Here is a 16,563-nt window from a genome sequence, read left to right on the forward strand (position 1 = left end):
GTGCCCGACGCTGCCTGCTCACAATCATCCCCTGCGGCCATCGCAAGACTGTGGCTGACGCCGTCAACCTGCAGCACGGAGACGAGGTCATACCAAGGGGCGTCCGATAAGCCGTCTTTACCGACAAAGAAACTGAAATTCTTACCGTGCGCATCGGTGTTGCCGATGACGGTGTTAAAAAGCAGGCAGTCCAGAAGGGACGCAGCCGTCCGTGCCCGAAGTGCGGGATCAGCAAACCGCACGAGAGAAAAAAGCCGCACAAGACTCACGCCGGTACGGATGGCGGCAACATCGCGGCTGTCTCCGAATGGCCGCTCGTACTTGTAGGCAGAGGTAAGGCCCAAAGCCTGACAGGCGTCAATGACGTGCCGGCGCCACACGCGTTTCTTGCCGGCACGCAACTCCGTTTTTCTGTCAAAGCGAAAACCTTCTAGAACACGGTGCGGTGTTCTCCCATGCGGAAAAGCCGGGCTTGAGCAACAGGATGGCCGAGTGCACGGGCGAGCTCCAGTGACAGAAATTCGTTGATGGCGAGAAACGGAGAGCCCTTCGGCTCAAACTTCAGAATCCGGTCGGAGGCAATTGTTGAGCCTTCCGCAAGCACATAGCGGCCGTCAGTCATCAGGAGGTTGAGTTTGGGCTGGGCGCCGGCAACCGTCACGCGTGGCCGGTTGTCCCAGAGATCCATGGGATGCGTGTCAGGTGCTTCGATGCGGCTTGTAATTTCAACGGCCGTGACCGGGCGGATTGCCTCCCTGACTTCGCCAGAGGTATCGGCCGTGAGCCTCATGGCACCTGGAAGATCGTAGCCCAACTTAAGCGCCAGGCCGATTTTGTTGCCTGCCGAGATCTGTGTTGCCAAAACCAGGTTTTCAAAGGCCCGGCTTTCAGGCAGCATGTTTTCAAAAAAGGCAGTGACGGCGCGGGAGTCGGCGGGCCCGGGGAGAGGAAGCGCCGGGCTTAAGGCAAAGCCCGAGGCTTTCCAGTCATCCGTGTAGGTAAGGACCGGATCTTCGGGCGTGAGTTGTACACGGGCGGCGAGCCGGTTGCCCACCCAAATGCCGGCGGACTCAGAACCAGACAATCTCATCCGCCTTTTCCGGCTCCGGAGCAGTGATATTGAGCGTGCAGCCCAGAAGTCCGCAAACGGCAAGCACTGTGGACACCCGCACATCGCGGCCTTTTTCCAGCGCAATGAGTGTCTTTTTGGTAATGCCGGTCATGTCGGAAACCGCATCGAGCGTGAGTTTCAAGGCTCTGCGCCTTTTGTGTACCGCTTCGCCCAAAGTAGCGGCCGCCGTGTCGTCGGTAAAAAGCACGGGGGTTGTGCTTTTTTTGTTGGCTGTCAGTGAATTGAGCACTGAAAACGATAAATAGTGTAGTAAAGGATACTTTTATCGTGTCCAAAACAAAAAGTGTAGAAAAAGATACTTTCTGTTTTCCGGTCTGATTCGGACGGCTTCAGAGATCCGGGATGCAGGCAAAGACTGCAGCGGTGCCGTTTTTCTTTGTATGCAGCCGTTACCCGGCTACATGGCCTATGCAACGCGCTTTTATAATCTTTCCGCTTTTTCGGGCACGCCTTGGTGTGCTCTCAGTACTGACTATGACACTCTCAGGAAGAATTTCCCATGTTTGAATACAGCAAAACTGCCGCCGTCACCGACGCCGAAGTCTGGAAGTACATCGAAGACGAAATGCAGCGTCAGGAACAGCACATCGAAATGATTGCAAGCGAAAACTATGCTTCGCCTGCCGTGATGTCTGCCCAGGGCAGTCAGCTCACCAACAAGTACGCCGAAGGCTATCCCGGCAAGCGTTACTACGGCGGCTGCCAGTTCGTCGACGAAGTCGAGCGCATTGCCATTGCCCGCGCAAAGAAACTCTTCTGCGAACCCGCGGGCGTTGAGATGGCCGTAAACGTGCAGCCTCATTCGGGCGCTCAGGCCAATGCCGCGGTCTTTATGGCGGTTCTCAATGAGGGCGACACCTTCATGGGCATGAGTCTTGCCGACGGCGGCCACCTCTCTCACGGCATGCACCTTAATTTCTCCGGCAAGTTCTTCCACTGCGTGCCCTACGGCCTCGGAGAAGACGAAAAGATCGACTACGATGAAGTCGAGCGCCTTGCCAAGGAAGCCAAGCCCAAGCTCGTCGTGGCCGGGGCTTCGGCTTATTCCCTCAAGATTGATTTCAAGCGCTTTGCCGAGATTGCGCATAGCGTCGGCGCCCTTTTGATGGTTGATATGGCGCACTACGCCGGGCTTATCGCCGCAGGCGTCTACCCGAGCCCCTTCGGCTACGCCGACATTGTGACGACCACGACGCACAAGAGCTTGAGAGGTCCGCGCGGCGGCATCATTTTCTGCCGTCCGGAACTTGAAAAGAAGATCAATTCCGCGGTGTTCCCGGGCATGCAGGGCGGTCCCCTGATGCACGTGATTGCCGCCAAGGCTGTGGCGCTCGGTGAAGCGCTTACACCGGAATTTAAGGCCTACGGCGAGCAGGTTGCCAAAAACGCGAAGGTCCTGGCGGAAGAACTCACCAAGCGCGGTCTGCGGATCGTTTCCGGCGGTACCGAAAGCCACGTGATGCTCGTGGACCTCAGAGCCAAGCACTTAACCGGCAAGGCCGCTGAAGCGCTTCTCGGAGAAGCCCACATCACGGTGAACAAAAACGCCATCCATAACGATCCGGAAAAGCCCTTTGTCACCTCGGGCCTGCGCCTCGGGACCCCTGCGATGACCACGCGCGGCTTTAAGGAAGAAGAAACGCGCGAAACCGCGAACCTCATTGCGGATCTTTTGGACGCCCCCGAAGATCCCGCGGTGCTCGCCCGCGTGCGTGAAGCCGTGGACCGGCTCACCGCGAAGTTCCCGGTCTATCGCATGTAATCAGTCTGTCAGCGGGCTTATAAGCCCGCCTGACATGGACCGTCCGAAGCATCCGCTTGCAAAATCGGTGCGCTTCGGGCGGTTTTTTTGCGGTTTACGGTCTCATCCCGCATACAATTAAAGGATGCACACCCAAAAGACACCATATCCAGTGGTTGCCTGCGGCGTGCTTCGGCACAGATTGCGCCGTTTGTTTTGGGAGAGAAGGCATGCGCTGCCCCTACTGTAAGGCCAAGGATTCGGCTGTTATTGATTCACGTGCGAGTGAGGACGGATTCTCGATCCGCCGCCGACGGCAGTGCGAATCCTGCGGTAAACGCTTTACAACCTTTGAGCGTGCTGAGCTGAACCTCCCGACGGTCGTTAAGCGTGACGGCGGGCGCTGCGAGTTTGACCGCGAAAAACTCAAGGGCTCGATGCGCCTTGCGTTAAGAAAGCGTCCGGTAACGATGGAGGCGATTGAAGCCTCGATTGACGCGATTGAACTGGCGCTCATGACCATGGGCGAAAAGGAAGTTCCGAGCGCCAAAATAGGCGAACTCGTTTTAAAAGAGCTCAAAAAGCTCGACAGCGTTGCTTACATCCGCTTTGCAAGCGTTTACTTTAATGTCGACAAACCCGAGGGTTTCCGCAATCTGATGCGCGACCTCGAAGCCACGCAGCACAACAAATGACGGACGTTAAAGACATTAAGGCTGATCCGGCCGATGAATTCTGGATGCGGCAGGCGCTTGAAACCGCGAAAAACGCCGAACTCATTGCGCCTCCGAATCCGGCGGTGGGCTGTGTGATTGTGAAAGACGGCGTTGAGCTCGGAAGGGGCTCAACGCAGGCGCCGGGCTCAGCGCACGCTGAAATCAGTGCGATTAACGACGTATACGCCAAGGGCATGACGCCTGAAGGTGCCACGTTTTATGTGACGCTTGAACCCTGCTCGCACTACGGAAGAACCCCTCCCTGCGCACTGCGCCTGATTAAGGAAAAGGCGGCGCGCGTGGTGGTGGGAACCACTGATCCCAATCCCCTCGTGGCCGGCCGCGGCATCGCGATGCTCAAAGACGCTGGTATTGCCGTCACAACGGGCGTTTGTGAAACCGAAGCGATTGAATCCAACATCGGCTTTATCACCCGCATGAAGCGGGGCACCCCCTGGGTACGGATGAAGCTTGCGGCCAGTCTTGACGGGCGCACGGCGCTTGAAAACGGGATGAGCCGGTGGATTACGTCAGAAGATTCCCGCGAAGACGGGCGGCTCATGCGCGCGCACTCTCAGGGGATTTTGACGGGTGTGGGAACCGTACGGGCGGACAATCCCCAAATGAACGTGCGGCTGCCCGGCAACTGGAAGGATCCGCCGAAATTCGTGTGCGACGCCCGGGGCTCGATACCCTCGGAAAGCCGGATTCTGGAAGGCGCCCCCTGCACGGTCTTTGTCGCCGAAAGCGCGTCAGAAGAAGCCGTGGAGCGGATCACGGCCGCGGGCGCTCAGACCGTGCGCGTTGCCGAAACCGAGCTCGGTAAGCTCGATTTGGGTGAAGTGCTTCACGAAATCGGGAAAAGAGAAGTCAATGTGCTTCATGTGGAAGCCGGAGCGAGGCTTTCGGGGTCGCTGATGACCGCGGGCCTTGTGGACGAAATTGTTCTTTATGTGGCGCCCTGCTTTATGGGCAGCGGCAAGGTTCTCGCGAGCCTTCCTCACTTTGAGCGCATGCAGGATATCTACCGCTGGCGGTATCACGCCGTGGCAACGGCCGGCAGTGACCTTAAAATCGTGCTTCGCCCGCAGTCGTAAGACTGCTGGTGCGTAACGAAAACAGATTTTCAGACATCAGAAAGGAGTTTCTTGAATGTTTACCGGGATTATTCAGGCTGTGGGTAAGGTGCGCGAACCGGAAAAGCTCGGTGACGGCGTGCGCCTCACGATTAAGACTCCTGCGGAATTTCACCTCGAAGAGGTGCATGTCGGGGACTCGATTGCCGTTAACGGCGCCTGCATGACCGTGACCGGCATTGAAGGCGACTCCTTTACGATTGACGTAAGTGCCGAGAGCCTCTCCAAGACCGTTGGCCTTAACACCTTCGGGTTTGTGAACCTTGAAAAAGCCATGCGGCTCGGTGACCGTGTGGACGGCCATCTGGTGAGCGGACACGTCGACGGCGTCGGTCAGGTCGAAGTGATGGAACCCAAGGCCGAGAGCTGGCACCTGGTGATTCTTGCGCCCAAAAAGCTCTCTCCGTACCTTGCCTACAAGGGCTCTGTGACGGTTAACGGTGTGTCGCTCACGATTAACTCCGTGGAAGACACGCCGGTGGGCGCCCGTATTTCCATCAATCTCATCCCGCACACCGTGGAAGTGACGACCTTAAAGAGTCTGAAACCTCAGGACGGCGTGAATCTTGAGATCGACACGATTGCCCGTTACGTTGAGCGCATGATCAGCTTGCGCGACAACACGGACGATCTTTTCTAAACGAGAATTTTGCAGCGGAGGCCTTCATGACGCTCTTATTTTCACCGCTCACACTGGGAAAACTGAAGCTTGTGAACCGCCTCTGTGTGCCGCCGATGTGCCAGTACCGCGCCAAAGACGGGGTGCTTCAGGCCTGGCACCGGGTGCATTATGGAAAATTGGCGGGGTCGGGTGCCGGGCTCGTCGTTGTGGAAGCAACGGCCGTGACGCCTGAGGGCCGCATCACGCCTGCGTGTCTCGGGCTCTGGAACGATGAGCAGACCGAGGCCTTTAAGGCGCTCACCTCGGAATGCCGCGCCGTAAGCCCCGAGACCAAACTCATGATTCAGCTCTCGCACTCGGGCCGCAAGGGAAGCCGTACGGTTCCCTGGGAAGAAAGCCGCTTTCTGACGCTTCAAGAGGGCGGCTTTGCGATTGAAGCGCCGTCCGCCGTCACGTGCGGAGAACCCGAAAGCCTGCCGCGGGAAATGACAGAAGATGATATTCACCGCGTGATTGAAGCCTTCGCGGCGGCCGCAAAGCGCGCTCAGGCTGCAGGTTTTGACGGTATTCAGATTCACGCGGCGCACGGCTACCTCATTCATGAATTTTTATCGCCGGTGACAAACCGCAGAACGGACGGCTGGGGCGGAAGCCTCGAAAACCGGATGCGCTTTGGGCTTGCCGTCATTAAGGCCGTGCGTGAAGCCGTGCCCGATATGGCGCTCGCGGTGCGCGTTTCCGCCACCGATTGGATCGAGGGCGGCTGGACGGTGGAAGATACCGTGGCGTTTCTCAAGGCCGCAAAGGCGCTTGGGTGCGACGCGGCGGATGTGAGTGCCGGAGGGCTTGATAAGGCGCAGCAGATGCCGGAACTCAAACCCGGCTATCAGGTCGAATACGCTCGCGTTGTGAAAAAAGAAACGGGGCTGGTGACCTTTGCCGTGGGACTTATTAAGGAGCCCCTGCAGGCTGAAGCCATCCTTGCCGCGGGGGACGCCGACGGGATCTGCGTCGGCCGCGAGATGCTCAGAAACCCCAACTGGGGGTGGACCGCCGCACAGGCCTTGCACGCCATGGTGGCCTTTCCACCGCCTTACCTTCGGGCCTTCTGATTTGTCTGAGGTTTCTTAGTATTTCGGTCAAGGCGCAGTGCCCGTGGCACGGGTAAGATTCCGCCTCATCTGAATGTATGAATTAAACCGCGGCCTTGGTCCGCGGAAAAGTCTGATGGTACGACATTTTTCCTGCGCAGCCGCGCTCTGTCTCGGGGCCCTGTTTTTTCAGACGGCAGCCGCCGCTGACGCGCTTTCCTTTGACGAAGCCCGTGCGCTTTTTCACGAACGCTCCGATATCTTCCGCGCAGACGCCGCAGAAGTGGAGCGCGCCCGGTTAACGGCCGAAAGCGCCAAATGGCTCTCCGGTCCCAAGATCGACATGATGGCCATGCATATGGAAGGCCGCAAAGAGCTCGACCTTGATATTGACGTGCCAGCGAGCCTTCAGGCGATGGGGCCGATGCTGGGTGCTGCTTTGGGCGTTGGTCCCATTTCCATCCCTTCAACGATTAACGTCGGCCAGGAGCTTGACTTGGGTGGGCCGCGCGCAACCATTCAGGCGTATTGGCCGCTTTATACGGGCGGGCGGATTTCCGCCAAGCAAAACGCGCTTGAGCAAAAAGTCCGGGAAGCCGATGCCGCCAAGAGTGAACGCTTTGAGATGAAGGACGCGGAACTTGCGGGCCGCTACTGGGGCGTGCAGCTTGCGCGTTCCGTGGAAAAGCTCCGAAGCGACATGCTCGCCGATGAAGAGGCGCAGCTCTTGCGTGCCGAGCGCTTTGAAAAGAAAGGGATGATTTCCAAAATTGAGCGCATGAGCGTGGAAGTTTCGCGCGATACGGCCCGCCGGGAACTGGCCTCAGCGCAGACGGGCGCGAGGGTCGCGGAAGCTGAACTCATGAGTGCACTCAGAGAAAAAACGCTCCCGGAACTGTCAACGCCCCTTTTCGTTCTCACCGGGAACTTGGGCGTACTGTCCGAATGGCAGAAAAAGGCGCGGCTTAACGCGCCGCTTCTCAGAAAAATCGATGCGCAGCGAAATCAGGCCGAAGAAGGAGTGAAGGCCGCGGAAGGGAATTTTCATCCCCAAGTCTTTGCCTTCGGCATGAAAAACTTGGTGAAACACTACCTCACGCCGGTGGAGCCGGACTGGATGGCCGGAATCGGCGTGAAGTTCACGCTTTTCAGTAACAGCGACCGCATGTCCGACATTGCGGCGGCAAGGCAGCTCGTCACCAAAGCTGAAGCCGCGCGCGCTGAGGCCGATAATGCCCTGATGACCGCGGTTGAAGTGGCGTTTCTGCAGACCACGCAGGCCCGTGAGGAATATGACCTCACGGCCTCGACCGTGGCGCTCGCCGCGGAAAACCTGAAATTGCGGCAGATAAGTTTTAACGAAGGGCTTTCCACGGCCCTGGACGTACGGGAAGCCCGCACGCAGTTAATCGGCGCGCAGATCGCGCAGCGTGCCGCTGCCTTTAAGTTTGTCGTTGCCTGGGTGCGGCTTCATGCCGCCAGCGGCGTGATGCCGGAATTCATGCAGACGCTCACGCGTGCGGACCTTGTGCCTGTTAAGTAAACGGATTAAAAACAAAAATGCAGTCAGCCAATCAGAAATTTTCCAAGATTCCGGCCGTTATCGGGGGCGCTGTTCTTTTGGGCGCGGCCGCCTTTATCGGCTGGGGAATCTGGCAGGCGATGGCGCCGGTGGCGGTGCCTCTTCAGGGGATGATTGATGCCCGTACGGTTTCAGTGGCCGCAAAGGTCCCGGGGCGCCTTGCCAAGGTCCTTGTCAAAGAAGGAGACACGGTGACGGCGGGGATGCCCGTTGCGGAACTGGCGTTACCTGAAATCAATGCCCGTGTGGCGCAGGCCAAAGCCGTGGAGGCTGCGGCGCTTGCGAAGTCTGACCTTGCACAGGAGGGCGCGCGCACGCAGCAGATTGAAGCGGCGAAGGCTGACCTTCAGCGGGCGGCCGCAGCGGCGGCTCTTGCCAAAAACACCTTTGCCCGTATTGATGCGCTTTACAAGGAAGGCCTTGTGAGCGAACAGAAGTGGGATGAAGTCAGGACCCAGCTTTCGGGGGCCGATAAGGTCAGGAAAGCCGCGTTTGAAAAATTGTCTGCCTTAAAGGAAGGCGCCCGCACGCAGGAAAAGGCGGCCGCAAAGGCGCTTGCGGCGCAGGCTGCCGGGGGTGTGGCTGAAGCTGAGTCTTTGGCCGGTGAAGCTACGGTGCACGCCGTGACCGCGGGCGAAGTCACGCGCATCGTGATGCATGAAGGCGAAGTGGTTCCTGCGGGTTTTCCGTTGGTGCTTGTCACGGACCTCACCGACAGCTGGGCTGTTTTTAACGTCCGTGAAGATGAACTCCCCGGCATTGAAAAGGGAACGGTTTTAAACGCTTACCTGCCGGCCCTTAAAAAGACCGTCGCCTTTAAGGTCTACTGGATCAATCCCAGAGGCGAATACGCCGTGTGGCGCGCGACGCGACAGTCTTCCGGCTACGATATCCGCACTTTTGAAGTGCGGGCCCGCCCGGTTGAGCCCGTCGCAAACCTGAGGCCCGGCATGACGGTTGTGATTGAACGCAAGTAACCCGGGGGCACGATGCTCTGTTGGTTTAACCGTGTTGCGCGTGTGGCAGCCGCTGAAGTGCGGCAGGTTCTCGCGCACCGAGTGGAGTGGCTCACGGCCGTCGTTGTGCCGCTCATCTGGCTTGCGGTGTTAACGCTTGCGTTCGGGCCGGGGCTGATGACGCAGTTGCCCGTGGGGCTCGTTGACGCCGATAAGTCGGCTGCCTCGCGCGAAGTCGTTGAGGCCCTGTCCGCCATTCCCTCGGTGCAGTTCAAGTCCTTTGAGTCCACACTGGAAGCCGATAGGGCGCTGCGCGGCGCCAAAATCTACGCAGCGCTTACCATCCCTCCTGACTTTGAGCGGGAACGCCGCCGCGGGGTGGGTGCCCCTGTGGTGCTTGAAATCAACAAGACCTATTACGCGATCGGCACGATTCTGGAACTTGACGTCAAAACAGCGCTTGCCGCACAGAAGGTCGCCAATTTGGCCGTGCGCATGACGCAAAAAGGCGGAAACTTCACGGAAAACGCCAAAAATCTGCGCGTGACGATGCCCGAAGTCTATTTTCTCGGGAACACCGGTTTTAACTTCGTAGCCTACCTGCTCCCCACACTCATTCCGGGCGTGATGGCATTGGCTGCCCTTTTGGCGTTTGTCAGTACGCTCGTGCGTGAGTGGCGCACGGGGCGCGTGAGAGGACTTCTGAAAACCGCCGGGGGATCGGTGACCGCGGCGGTTGCGGGGAAACTTGCGCCGTGGCTTGCCTTCTGGCTTTTGATGTCCTGCATCTGGGTCGCGGGCTTTGCGGGCTGGGGCGGCTGGGGAACGGCCGGCCCCGTGATTCTCTGGTTTACGGCCGCGTGGCTTCTCATCCTTTCGATGGCCGCGCTTGCTGTTCTTGCGGTTGCCGTGTCGCCCACCTGGGTGATTGCGCTTTCCTGCTCGATCTGCCTCATTGCCCCGACCTTTCCCTTTACCGGGTTTTCGTTTCCGCTCGACTCAATGACGGCGGGCGCGCGCGTCTTCGGGATGCTTTTGCCTCTCACGCACTTTCTGGAAGCGCAGGGCCAGATTTGGGTGCTGGGGTCTCCGCTGGACGCCATAGCGAAAAAGGAACTATTAATGTGCCTTTTCCCTGCGGTCTTTTTCACCGCGGGCCTTTTGATTCTTTCGGTGCGGATGAAGTCCTGGAAGGCCAACGAACTCGCCGCACGTGATGTGCCGGCAGTAACGGCAAAGTACCGGGAGGAACTCACGGGGTTTTGGCGCACCTTTGCGCTTACCTTAAAAAAGATATTCATTTCCCGCGACACCATTGCGGTTTTCGGTGCGGCCGTTGCCTTTTACCTTCTCTTTTACGGCTGGCCCTACAGCACGCAGCAGATTGAAAACGTGCCGGTGGGGGTGGTGGACTTGGACAGAAGCCCGGCTTCAAGGTCGCTCATTTCTGAGCTTGACGCGGCAAGCACCTCCAAAATTGTGTTTGTGGTGCACGATGAAGCCGAAGGGCTTGACGCCTTTAAGCGCATGAAGGCCGATACCCTCATCACGATTCCGCACAATTACGCCGAGGAACTTGCGCGCGGCAGAAACGTCACCGTAAACGTTTTGGGTAACGGCGCGTACCCCGTTAAAACCCGTGCCGTGCAGGCAACGATTGCCCGCATTGTCGGGGACACGGAAGAGCGCATGAATCATGCCTCCTGGATGACGGCGGGGGTTTCTCCGGAACTTCTTGCGGCGGCGTCCCGCCAGGCACCCGACATCATTGTGAAGTACCGCTTCAACGAGATTTCCGGTTACGGCAACTACACCGTGCCGATGGTGGGGCCGCTCATTATTCAGGCGGTGCTGTTTTTCGGCGTGGGGCTGTCTTTCGGAGGGTGGCTCAATGAAAAGCCGCGCCAGCGCTTTATCCGTGATGCGGTCAGAAACCCTTTTTACGGGGCCGTGGCGGTGTTTCTTGCGTTTTGGTCGGTGGCGCTCGGGTGGTTTTTGTACATGCAGGGCTTTGACTTCTCGTTCGGGGAGTACGGGGCCATGCAAAATCCGTTTGCGGTGTTTTTGGTCGCCTTTTGCTTTACGGCGGCCGTGACCGCCTTTGCCATGGCAACGGCCACGCTGACCGGAAACGGGTGGACGGCGCCCGCGGTGGTCATCATGTCGGCGCCGGTGTTCTTTATTTCGGGGGCCGTGTGGCCCCTGGAAAACCTCAACCCCCTCGTGCAGGGCTTTGCGCAGCTTATTCCCACGACGCCCGGGATTGTGGCTTCTGCCGCTGCCGCGCAGGACGGTGCGGCGACGGCGGATATTCTGCCCGCGTGCCTGCAACTGGTGCTTCTGACGGCGCTTTACCTCACATTTCTCTTTTGGCGGCTGTTTGCGGTGCGCCGCAATGCTTTGTAAATACAGTAATTTTTCAATGTACTCAATGCGCACGGGTAATTTACTCAGTCGGCTGAGTAAATTTACTCAATCGACTGAGTAAACGGCAGAAAGGATGTTTGAACGCGAAGAGTTGCTGTTTTAAGAAGCCGTCTGGCTGAGCCGCGCCGCCGCATCCAGATCGTTTCCGGTCCGCACGGTGTCGGTAAGACAACAGCCGTGCAGCAGGCAACCGAGGGACTTCAGGTGCCCGTGCTCTTTGCGTCTTGTCCGCAGGACGCGCGACGAACTTGCAGGCCCAGAAGTCGACAAACGCATTGCGCACCCAGGCGCTGTCGGTCACCTTGTAGAAAAGGCGCGCAAGACTCATGTCGACGCCCTCGAGCGGCACAAGCGCGATGACAGCGAAAAGAAGCAGCGCAAGCCACACGCAAAACTGAAGAAAGTCAGCAGGGCGCGCAATGCGGGGTAAAGAAAAAGAGAAGGCTTTCATGGTGAGTGAAAGTCTTCTCTTTGGTGCGTCAAAAACGCGTCAAAGTCGCGTCAAAGTCGCGTTAAAGCCGCGTGAAATGCCGTAACAGAAGCAAAATCCGGAAAAACGCCCGAAGGCATTTTCCGGATTGTGAGAAAGGCTTAAATCAGTCCTTGTTCTTGCGGTTTCTGAAGAAGTTCGCTTTTTCGATGTCGTTGGTGCGCACCGTAAAGAGATCGTTCATGAGGCGTTCCACGAGCTCTTCGGTTTCGGCAAAAATCAGCAAGCTGAAGTTCTGCAGAAGATCATCGGCAGCCTTCTTGTCCGTGGCGGCAAGTTCCGTGTAAGCCGCTTCAAAAACCTGCATACGTGCGGCAATCTGGGTTTCATGATCGGCAAAGGCCTTTTTGACGATCGGCGCAAGCTTCGGGTAGTCCGTCATCGCAAGCGTCTGAAGCTTGCGGAACTTCCAGTAAAGCGACACCGAGTCGGCGTGATCGGTCCCCATGCCGAAGTGAAGCGGCACGGACTTGAGGCCCTGATAGAAGGGCATGAAGCAGGAGAGATCGGCCATACCGAAGGCGATGTAAATAACGCAGCCGATTTCCTTGGGCATGTTGGGTCGGACCTGCAGGATGTGCGCTTCATACGTTCTGAAAACGCTGATCGGACGCCAGGGTTCGTTGCCGTTTAAGCCGTTGGAATACGGATCGTGATCGGTGCCTTCGTAGTGGTTTCTGAGGCAGAACTTCAGATCATCCACCGTGATCTTCGCTTCGGGCTTGAGGTAAACCGCGAAGTTGCGGCCGTCGTCCACGGGCTGCTCGATCGAGGGGTTAAGGTGCTTCTGCATCACCCAGACGCGCGGATCGTTGTAGACACGGTCGCGGCTGTCGTCACGGGTGTAGGCCGCGGCAAAGTCAAAGTCGCCCTTTGCCGGATCGTAAAAGCCGTGTTCGGCGGCAAACTTCACGACGTTTTTGCTCGCCATCATCCCCGGGCATTCCGGAGAGTACTTCCTCAAACGGCCCTGGTTGCCGGTTGCCATGTACTTTTCCGGCGGGCAGCGGTGGGCAAGCCACTGATGCGCCGTGCCGGTTTCAAGGTACCAGACGTCCTTATCATCGATAAAGCCCACACCAAAGCCTTCAGCGGCACCGATCTCTTCGATGATGCTCCCCAAAAGTGCGCAGGCTTCTTTCGCAGACGACGCGCGCGGCAGAATCACGTCCGGAATATCGTCTTCGCTGATGCCGGTTTCTTTGTTCCAGGGATCAACCAAAAGGGCGTCATCGCGGGCAAAGATGGATTCGGTGCCGGTGAGACCGACGCCTAATTCATTAAAGCCCACGGCGCCGTGCAGCTGCGTTTTCCAGTTTGCAACCGTCGTAAAGCGCAGGCTGTGCGCAGGCAGCGGATACGTGAAGTTGTTGAGCCCGTGGTGTGCGGCGCAGCTGTAGACGCTGCCTACGGGGTTATCGCAGGATTCGTGAATGATGAAGTGCTGGGCCTTCATGGCGGAGCTGTCCGCGCTGCGGGCAATCATGAAGGAGCCGTCGGCGGTGGCTTTCTCTCCGACAACAACAGAAGTACACATGGGTGAAATTTCCTCTGTTTAAAAGTGGATTTTGAGAATAGGCAAAAAGCCTTAGATCCGGGGCATTGTAGAGGAAAGGAAGTGTTAGGTGGATTTCGAAAAAGGCCTTGTGTCAGGAGAGGAAAGCGAGTGAAGGGATTCTTGGAAAAAGAAGCTGACGGTCGGAGCCGTCAGCTTCCTCAATGCGTTAAAGGGCGTGAATTACTCAGAGGCCGGTTTCGCGCGTTTTCTGCCGGCCTTTTTAAATTCTTCCCAATCGAGCGGATCCCCGTCATAACGAACCGACCCCAGGCGAGTGAAGTCATTGTCGCCGGCTTTTTTGCGAAGAAGCGGCTGCAAAAGCTTCAGGATTCTGTCGCCCGTAACTTTCAGTGAATGCTGCTCGGCATTTTTCCTGCAGCCCTCCTGCCACTTTGACGTGTTGTCGTAAAGCTCATAGAGCGCATCGGCCCAGGGGCGACACTCTTCTTCGCTCGGCAGTACAAGCCAGTTTTCGTCTTTGCCCTGATTTGACTCTGGAACGGGAAGCGTAATGCCGCCCGTACCGACCGCTTCCGGAATGCCGCCGCTTTGCGAAGCAAGCACCGGAATACCGTTCATGGTGGCCTCCGTTGTCACGCGGCCCCAGCTCTCATACCAAAGGGAGGGCGCAACGAGCACCTTGGTGGTTGCGTAGATCTCGGAGACGTTAAACGTTGCATCGCGCAGCGCAATGTTTTTAAACGTCTGATTCTGAAAGGCCGAACCCACTTCGCCGCCCGGCTTTTTAAGTGCCCGCAGGGCATCGGCAAACTTCTTGCGGCTTTCCACCACCATAAAGGAGATGTCGGGCCGTTCTTTATTGGCCATGAGAATCAAGCGCGCAACAATCGCCACGCCCTTGGCAAAGGCCGGGTTAATGAATGTGACGGTCTGAGGATTGCGTGTTTTAGCGGTGACGAGATCCGCATTGATACAGATGCCGTACGGGTGAATGGTGAGTCCTTCGGTTTCTTTGTAGATTTTGGCTGTAGCTTCCGAGTCCGTGAGCACCATGTCGTGCAGCGGGAAGCGGTAATGATGATGGTTGCCGTTAAAGACGTGGTAGACGGTCGGGATACCGAAGGTGCGCGCTTCCATCCACAGGGACCGGCAAAGTGCATCACACCCGTAGCCCATCACGAGGTCGGGCTTAAAGGTTCTCAGCACCTCGGTGTACTTGTTGAGGAAGTTTGTTTCCTCTTCGTGCGTCATCTCGTTCCAGACGGTCGAATGAAAGCCCGTAAAGAACCAGTGCGTGATGGGATTTTCGGGATTGGCGGAACTGTCCTTGTTGATCAGCACGGCCTTACCTTCGTTTTGCTTGATCTGTTCGGCAAGGTTTGGGATGCGGGCGGCACCCGCGGGATCATCAAACACACCGCCGCAGAAGGTGGCGGTGTCAATCCCGCGGCGGGAGAACTCCTGCAGCAGCGAATAGATCTGCATGGAGGCGCCGTTACTGACGTCGAAAACGGTCTGCGGACAGGCAAAAAGAATGCGGTAAGGACGTTTTGTGGCCATGATGGACTAAAAAGAAAAACAAATAAAACGGGTACAGGACTTCAGGCTGCCAATGCAAAGGTTTTGGCGGCGGAGATGGTCACGGCAGCAGAGCCGGAGGAACCGACAGACGACACAAAGCCGGCGAAGCGTTGTGCTTCACCGGCTTTGGAAAGTGATGGGGTGAGAAGCAGTGCAGCGGGCAGAGTGTCCGCTGCGAAAGGCAGGAAGTTACTGTTCGGCTGACTTTTTACTGATGGTGCGTTTCCTGCGGGCAGGCTGCCTGAAGTTTTCCCAGTCGAGCGGATCCCCGTCGTAACGCACGGACCCCAGACGCGTAAAGTCGTTGTCTCCGGCCTGCTTTTTGAGAAGCGGCTTGAGAAGCTTGAGCAACCGGTCCCCCGTCTTTTTGAGCGAATTCTTCTCGGCGTTTTTGGCGCAGCCGCTGTGTCCCCCCCCCCCTTGCGTCCACTTCTCGGTGTGGTCGTAAAGATCATAGAGGGCATCAGCCCACGGGCGGCACTCTTCTTCGGACGGAAGCACCAGCCAGTTTTCATCGGGCCCCTGGTTTGATGCGGGCTTTTCAAGCGTAATGCCGCCGGTGCCTACGGCTTCCGGCAGGCCGCCGCTCTTACTGGCAAGCACAGGGATGCCGTTCATCGTGGCTTCGGTTGCAACGCGCCCCCAGCTTTCATAGCAAAGGGACGGCGCAAGGAGCACCTTTGTTGTCGCATAGATTTCGGAGACGTTGTACGTGGCATCACGCAGCGCAATGTTCTTAAACGTCTGGTTCTGAAAGGCCGAACCCACTTCGCTGCCCGGCTTTTTAAGTGCCCGCAGGGCGTCGGCAAACTTCTTGCGGGTTTCAACGACCATGAAGGAGATGTCGGGGCGCTCTTTGTTGGCCATGAGAATGAGACGTGCAACAACCGCCACGCCCTTGGCAAAGGCGGGATTAATGAAGGTCACCGTCTGGGGATTACGCTGTTTTGCAACCACGAGCTCGGGGTTGATGACGTTACCGAACGGATGCACCGTGAGGCCGTCTTCATCCTTATAAAGTTTGGCGGTGGCTTTGGAATCACACAGCACGATGTCGTGCAGCGGGAAGCGGTAGTGATGGTGGTTGCCGTTACAGATAATGTAGGCAGTCGGAATCCCGAAAGAGCGTGCTTCCATCCACATCGAGCGGCAGAGCGCATCACAGCCGTAGCCGATCACCAGATCGGGCTTGAAGGTGCGCAGCACCTCGGTGTATTTGTTGAGAAAGTTCGTTTCCTCTTCGTGCGTCATCTCGTTCCAGACAGTCGAGTGAAAGCCCGTGAAGAACCAGTGCGTGATGGGGTTTTCGGAATTGGCGGAACTGTCCTTGTTGATGAGCACGGCCTTGCCCTGATTCTCCTTAATCTGCTCAGCCAGATTCGGAATGCGCGCGGCACCTGCAGGATCGTCAAACACACCGCCGCAGAAACTGGCGGCTTCGATGCCGCGGCGGGAAAACTCCTGCAGCATCGAGTAGACCTGCATGGAGGCGCCGTTACTCACATCGAAAACGGTCTGGGGGCAGGCAAAGAGAATACGTGACGGACGGGCTGTCATGGCGGTAAAAACA

14 protein-coding genes and 1 pseudogene are annotated in these 16,563 nt (G+C 57.6%); 8 read left to right on the forward strand and 7 right to left on the reverse strand.

Annotation, left to right across the window (positions count from 1 at the left end; genetic code table 11):
- Positions 1-35 precede the first annotated feature (35 nt).
- The 3 genes and pseudogenes from BQ7486_RS12520 to BQ7486_RS08500 form a co-directional block, all read right to left on the reverse strand.
- A pseudogene (locus BQ7486_RS12520) lies at positions 36-521 on the reverse strand (HipA domain-containing protein); the annotation flags it as partial.
- The gene (locus BQ7486_RS08495; protein WP_162272256.1) at positions 431-1,090 is read right to left on the reverse strand and encodes a HipA N-terminal domain-containing protein; all 660 of its coding nucleotides are present in this window, start codon (positions 1,088-1,090) and stop codon (positions 431-433) included. The gene BQ7486_RS08495 and the pseudogene BQ7486_RS12520, both read right to left, overlap by 91 nt.
- A complete protein-coding gene (locus BQ7486_RS08500; protein WP_074010106.1) occupies positions 1,071-1,319 on the reverse strand; it encodes a helix-turn-helix transcriptional regulator in 249 nt (82 codons plus the stop codon). The genes BQ7486_RS08495 and BQ7486_RS08500 overlap by 20 nt, the downstream gene beginning before the upstream one ends.
- A 312-nt stretch (positions 1,320-1,631) precedes the next feature.
- Here BQ7486_RS08500 and glyA point away from each other — a divergent pair, with 312 nt between their 5' ends.
- The 8 genes from glyA (at position 1,632) to BQ7486_RS08540 (ending at position 11,382) form a co-directional block, all read left to right on the forward strand.
- Complete coding sequence (gene glyA, locus BQ7486_RS08505) at positions 1,632-2,894, forward strand: serine hydroxymethyltransferase (RefSeq protein ID WP_074009710.1); 1,263 nt, start codon at positions 1,632-1,634, stop codon at positions 2,892-2,894.
- A gap of 209 nt (positions 2,895-3,103) precedes the next feature.
- The gene (nrdR, locus tag BQ7486_RS08510; protein ID WP_022373921.1) at positions 3,104-3,568 is read left to right on the forward strand and encodes a transcriptional regulator NrdR; all 465 of its coding nucleotides are present in this window, start codon (positions 3,104-3,106) and stop codon (positions 3,566-3,568) included.
- Positions 3,565-4,686, forward strand: a complete 1,122-nt coding sequence (ribD, locus tag BQ7486_RS08515) for a bifunctional diaminohydroxyphosphoribosylaminopyrimidine deaminase/5-amino-6-(5-phosphoribosylamino)uracil reductase RibD (protein WP_074009711.1) — start codon at positions 3,565-3,567, stop codon at positions 4,684-4,686. The genes nrdR and ribD overlap by 4 nt, the downstream gene beginning before the upstream one ends.
- 55 nt (positions 4,687-4,741) lie before the next feature.
- The gene (locus BQ7486_RS08520; protein ID WP_022373919.1) at positions 4,742-5,365 is read left to right on the forward strand and encodes a riboflavin synthase; all 624 of its coding nucleotides are present in this window, start codon (positions 4,742-4,744) and stop codon (positions 5,363-5,365) included.
- Positions 5,366-5,391: 26 nt separating this feature from the next.
- Complete coding sequence (locus BQ7486_RS08525) at positions 5,392-6,459, forward strand: NADH:flavin oxidoreductase/NADH oxidase (protein ID WP_074009712.1); 1,068 nt, start codon at positions 5,392-5,394, stop codon at positions 6,457-6,459.
- Between the two features lie 115 nt (positions 6,460-6,574).
- The gene (locus BQ7486_RS08530) at positions 6,575-7,981 is read left to right on the forward strand and encodes a TolC family protein (RefSeq protein ID WP_074010107.1); all 1,407 of its coding nucleotides are present in this window, start codon (positions 6,575-6,577) and stop codon (positions 7,979-7,981) included.
- Between the two features lie 17 nt (positions 7,982-7,998).
- On the forward strand, positions 7,999-8,997 hold the full coding sequence (locus BQ7486_RS08535) for an HlyD family secretion protein (protein ID WP_074009713.1): 999 nt from the start codon (positions 7,999-8,001) through the stop codon (positions 8,995-8,997).
- A 12-nt stretch (positions 8,998-9,009) separates the two neighbouring features.
- A complete protein-coding gene (locus BQ7486_RS08540) occupies positions 9,010-11,382 on the forward strand; it encodes an ABC transporter permease (protein ID WP_074009714.1) in 2,373 nt (790 codons plus the stop codon).
- Between the two features lie 40 nt (positions 11,383-11,422).
- Here the strand turns inward: BQ7486_RS08540 and BQ7486_RS08545 are convergent, their stop codons facing one another.
- From BQ7486_RS08545 to BQ7486_RS08560, 4 genes are all read right to left on the reverse strand, one after another.
- Positions 11,423-11,854 (reverse strand): hypothetical protein, encoded by a 432-nt coding sequence (locus BQ7486_RS08545; RefSeq protein ID WP_074009715.1) that lies wholly within the window; start codon positions 11,852-11,854, stop codon positions 11,423-11,425.
- Positions 11,855-11,999: 145 nt separating this feature from the next.
- Positions 12,000-13,430 (reverse strand): C69 family dipeptidase, encoded by a 1,431-nt coding sequence (locus BQ7486_RS08550; RefSeq protein ID WP_074009716.1) that lies wholly within the window; start codon positions 13,428-13,430, stop codon positions 12,000-12,002.
- A 201-nt stretch (positions 13,431-13,631) separates the two neighbouring features.
- A complete protein-coding gene (locus BQ7486_RS08555) occupies positions 13,632-14,972 on the reverse strand; it encodes a glycosyltransferase (RefSeq protein ID WP_074009717.1) in 1,341 nt (446 codons plus the stop codon).
- A 210-nt stretch (positions 14,973-15,182) separates the two neighbouring features.
- Positions 15,183-16,550 carry a glycosyltransferase gene (locus BQ7486_RS08560; protein ID WP_074009718.1) on the reverse strand — a complete coding sequence of 456 codons (1,368 nt, stop codon included), beginning with the start codon at positions 16,548-16,550 and terminating at the stop codon, positions 15,183-15,185.
- Between the last annotated feature and the right edge of the window lie 13 nt (positions 16,551-16,563).

Source organism: Duodenibacillus massiliensis (assembly GCF_900128485.1).
GTDB lineage: Bacteria > Pseudomonadota > Gammaproteobacteria > Burkholderiales > Burkholderiaceae_F > Duodenibacillus > Duodenibacillus massiliensis.

Excerpts from the sequence above, each read along its gene's own strand:
- nrdR (WP_022373921.1), top strand. The coding sequence starts at position 3,104 with ATGCGCTGCCCCTACTGTAAGGCCAAGGATTCGGCTGTTATTGATTCA.
- BQ7486_RS08525 (WP_074009712.1), top strand. The coding sequence starts at position 5,392 with ATGACGCTCTTATTTTCACCGCTCACACTGGGAAAACTGAAGCTTGTG.
- BQ7486_RS08530 (WP_074010107.1), top strand. The coding sequence starts at position 6,575 with ATGGTACGACATTTTTCCTGCGCAGCCGCGCTCTGTCTCGGGGCCCTG.
- BQ7486_RS08560 (WP_074009718.1), bottom strand. The coding sequence starts at position 16,550 with ATGACAGCCCGTCCGTCACGTATTCTCTTTGCCTGCCCCCAGACCGTT.
- glyA (WP_074009710.1), top strand. The coding sequence starts at position 1,632 with ATGTTTGAATACAGCAAAACTGCCGCCGTCACCGACGCCGAAGTCTGG.
- BQ7486_RS08545 (WP_074009715.1), bottom strand. The coding sequence starts at position 11,854 with ATGAAAGCCTTCTCTTTTTCTTTACCCCGCATTGCGCGCCCTGCTGAC.
- ribD (WP_074009711.1), top strand. The coding sequence starts at position 3,565 with ATGACGGACGTTAAAGACATTAAGGCTGATCCGGCCGATGAATTCTGG.
- BQ7486_RS08555 (WP_074009717.1), bottom strand. The coding sequence starts at position 14,972 with ATGGCCACAAAACGTCCTTACCGCATTCTTTTTGCCTGTCCGCAGACC.
- BQ7486_RS08540 (WP_074009714.1), top strand. The coding sequence starts at position 9,010 with ATGCTCTGTTGGTTTAACCGTGTTGCGCGTGTGGCAGCCGCTGAAGTG.
- BQ7486_RS08495 (WP_162272256.1), bottom strand. The coding sequence starts at position 1,090 with ATGAGATTGTCTGGTTCTGAGTCCGCCGGCATTTGGGTGGGCAACCGG.
- BQ7486_RS08520 (WP_022373919.1), top strand. The coding sequence starts at position 4,742 with ATGTTTACCGGGATTATTCAGGCTGTGGGTAAGGTGCGCGAACCGGAA.
- BQ7486_RS08535 (WP_074009713.1), top strand. The coding sequence starts at position 7,999 with ATGCAGTCAGCCAATCAGAAATTTTCCAAGATTCCGGCCGTTATCGGG.
- BQ7486_RS08550 (WP_074009716.1), bottom strand. The coding sequence starts at position 13,430 with ATGTGTACTTCTGTTGTTGTCGGAGAGAAAGCCACCGCCGACGGCTCC.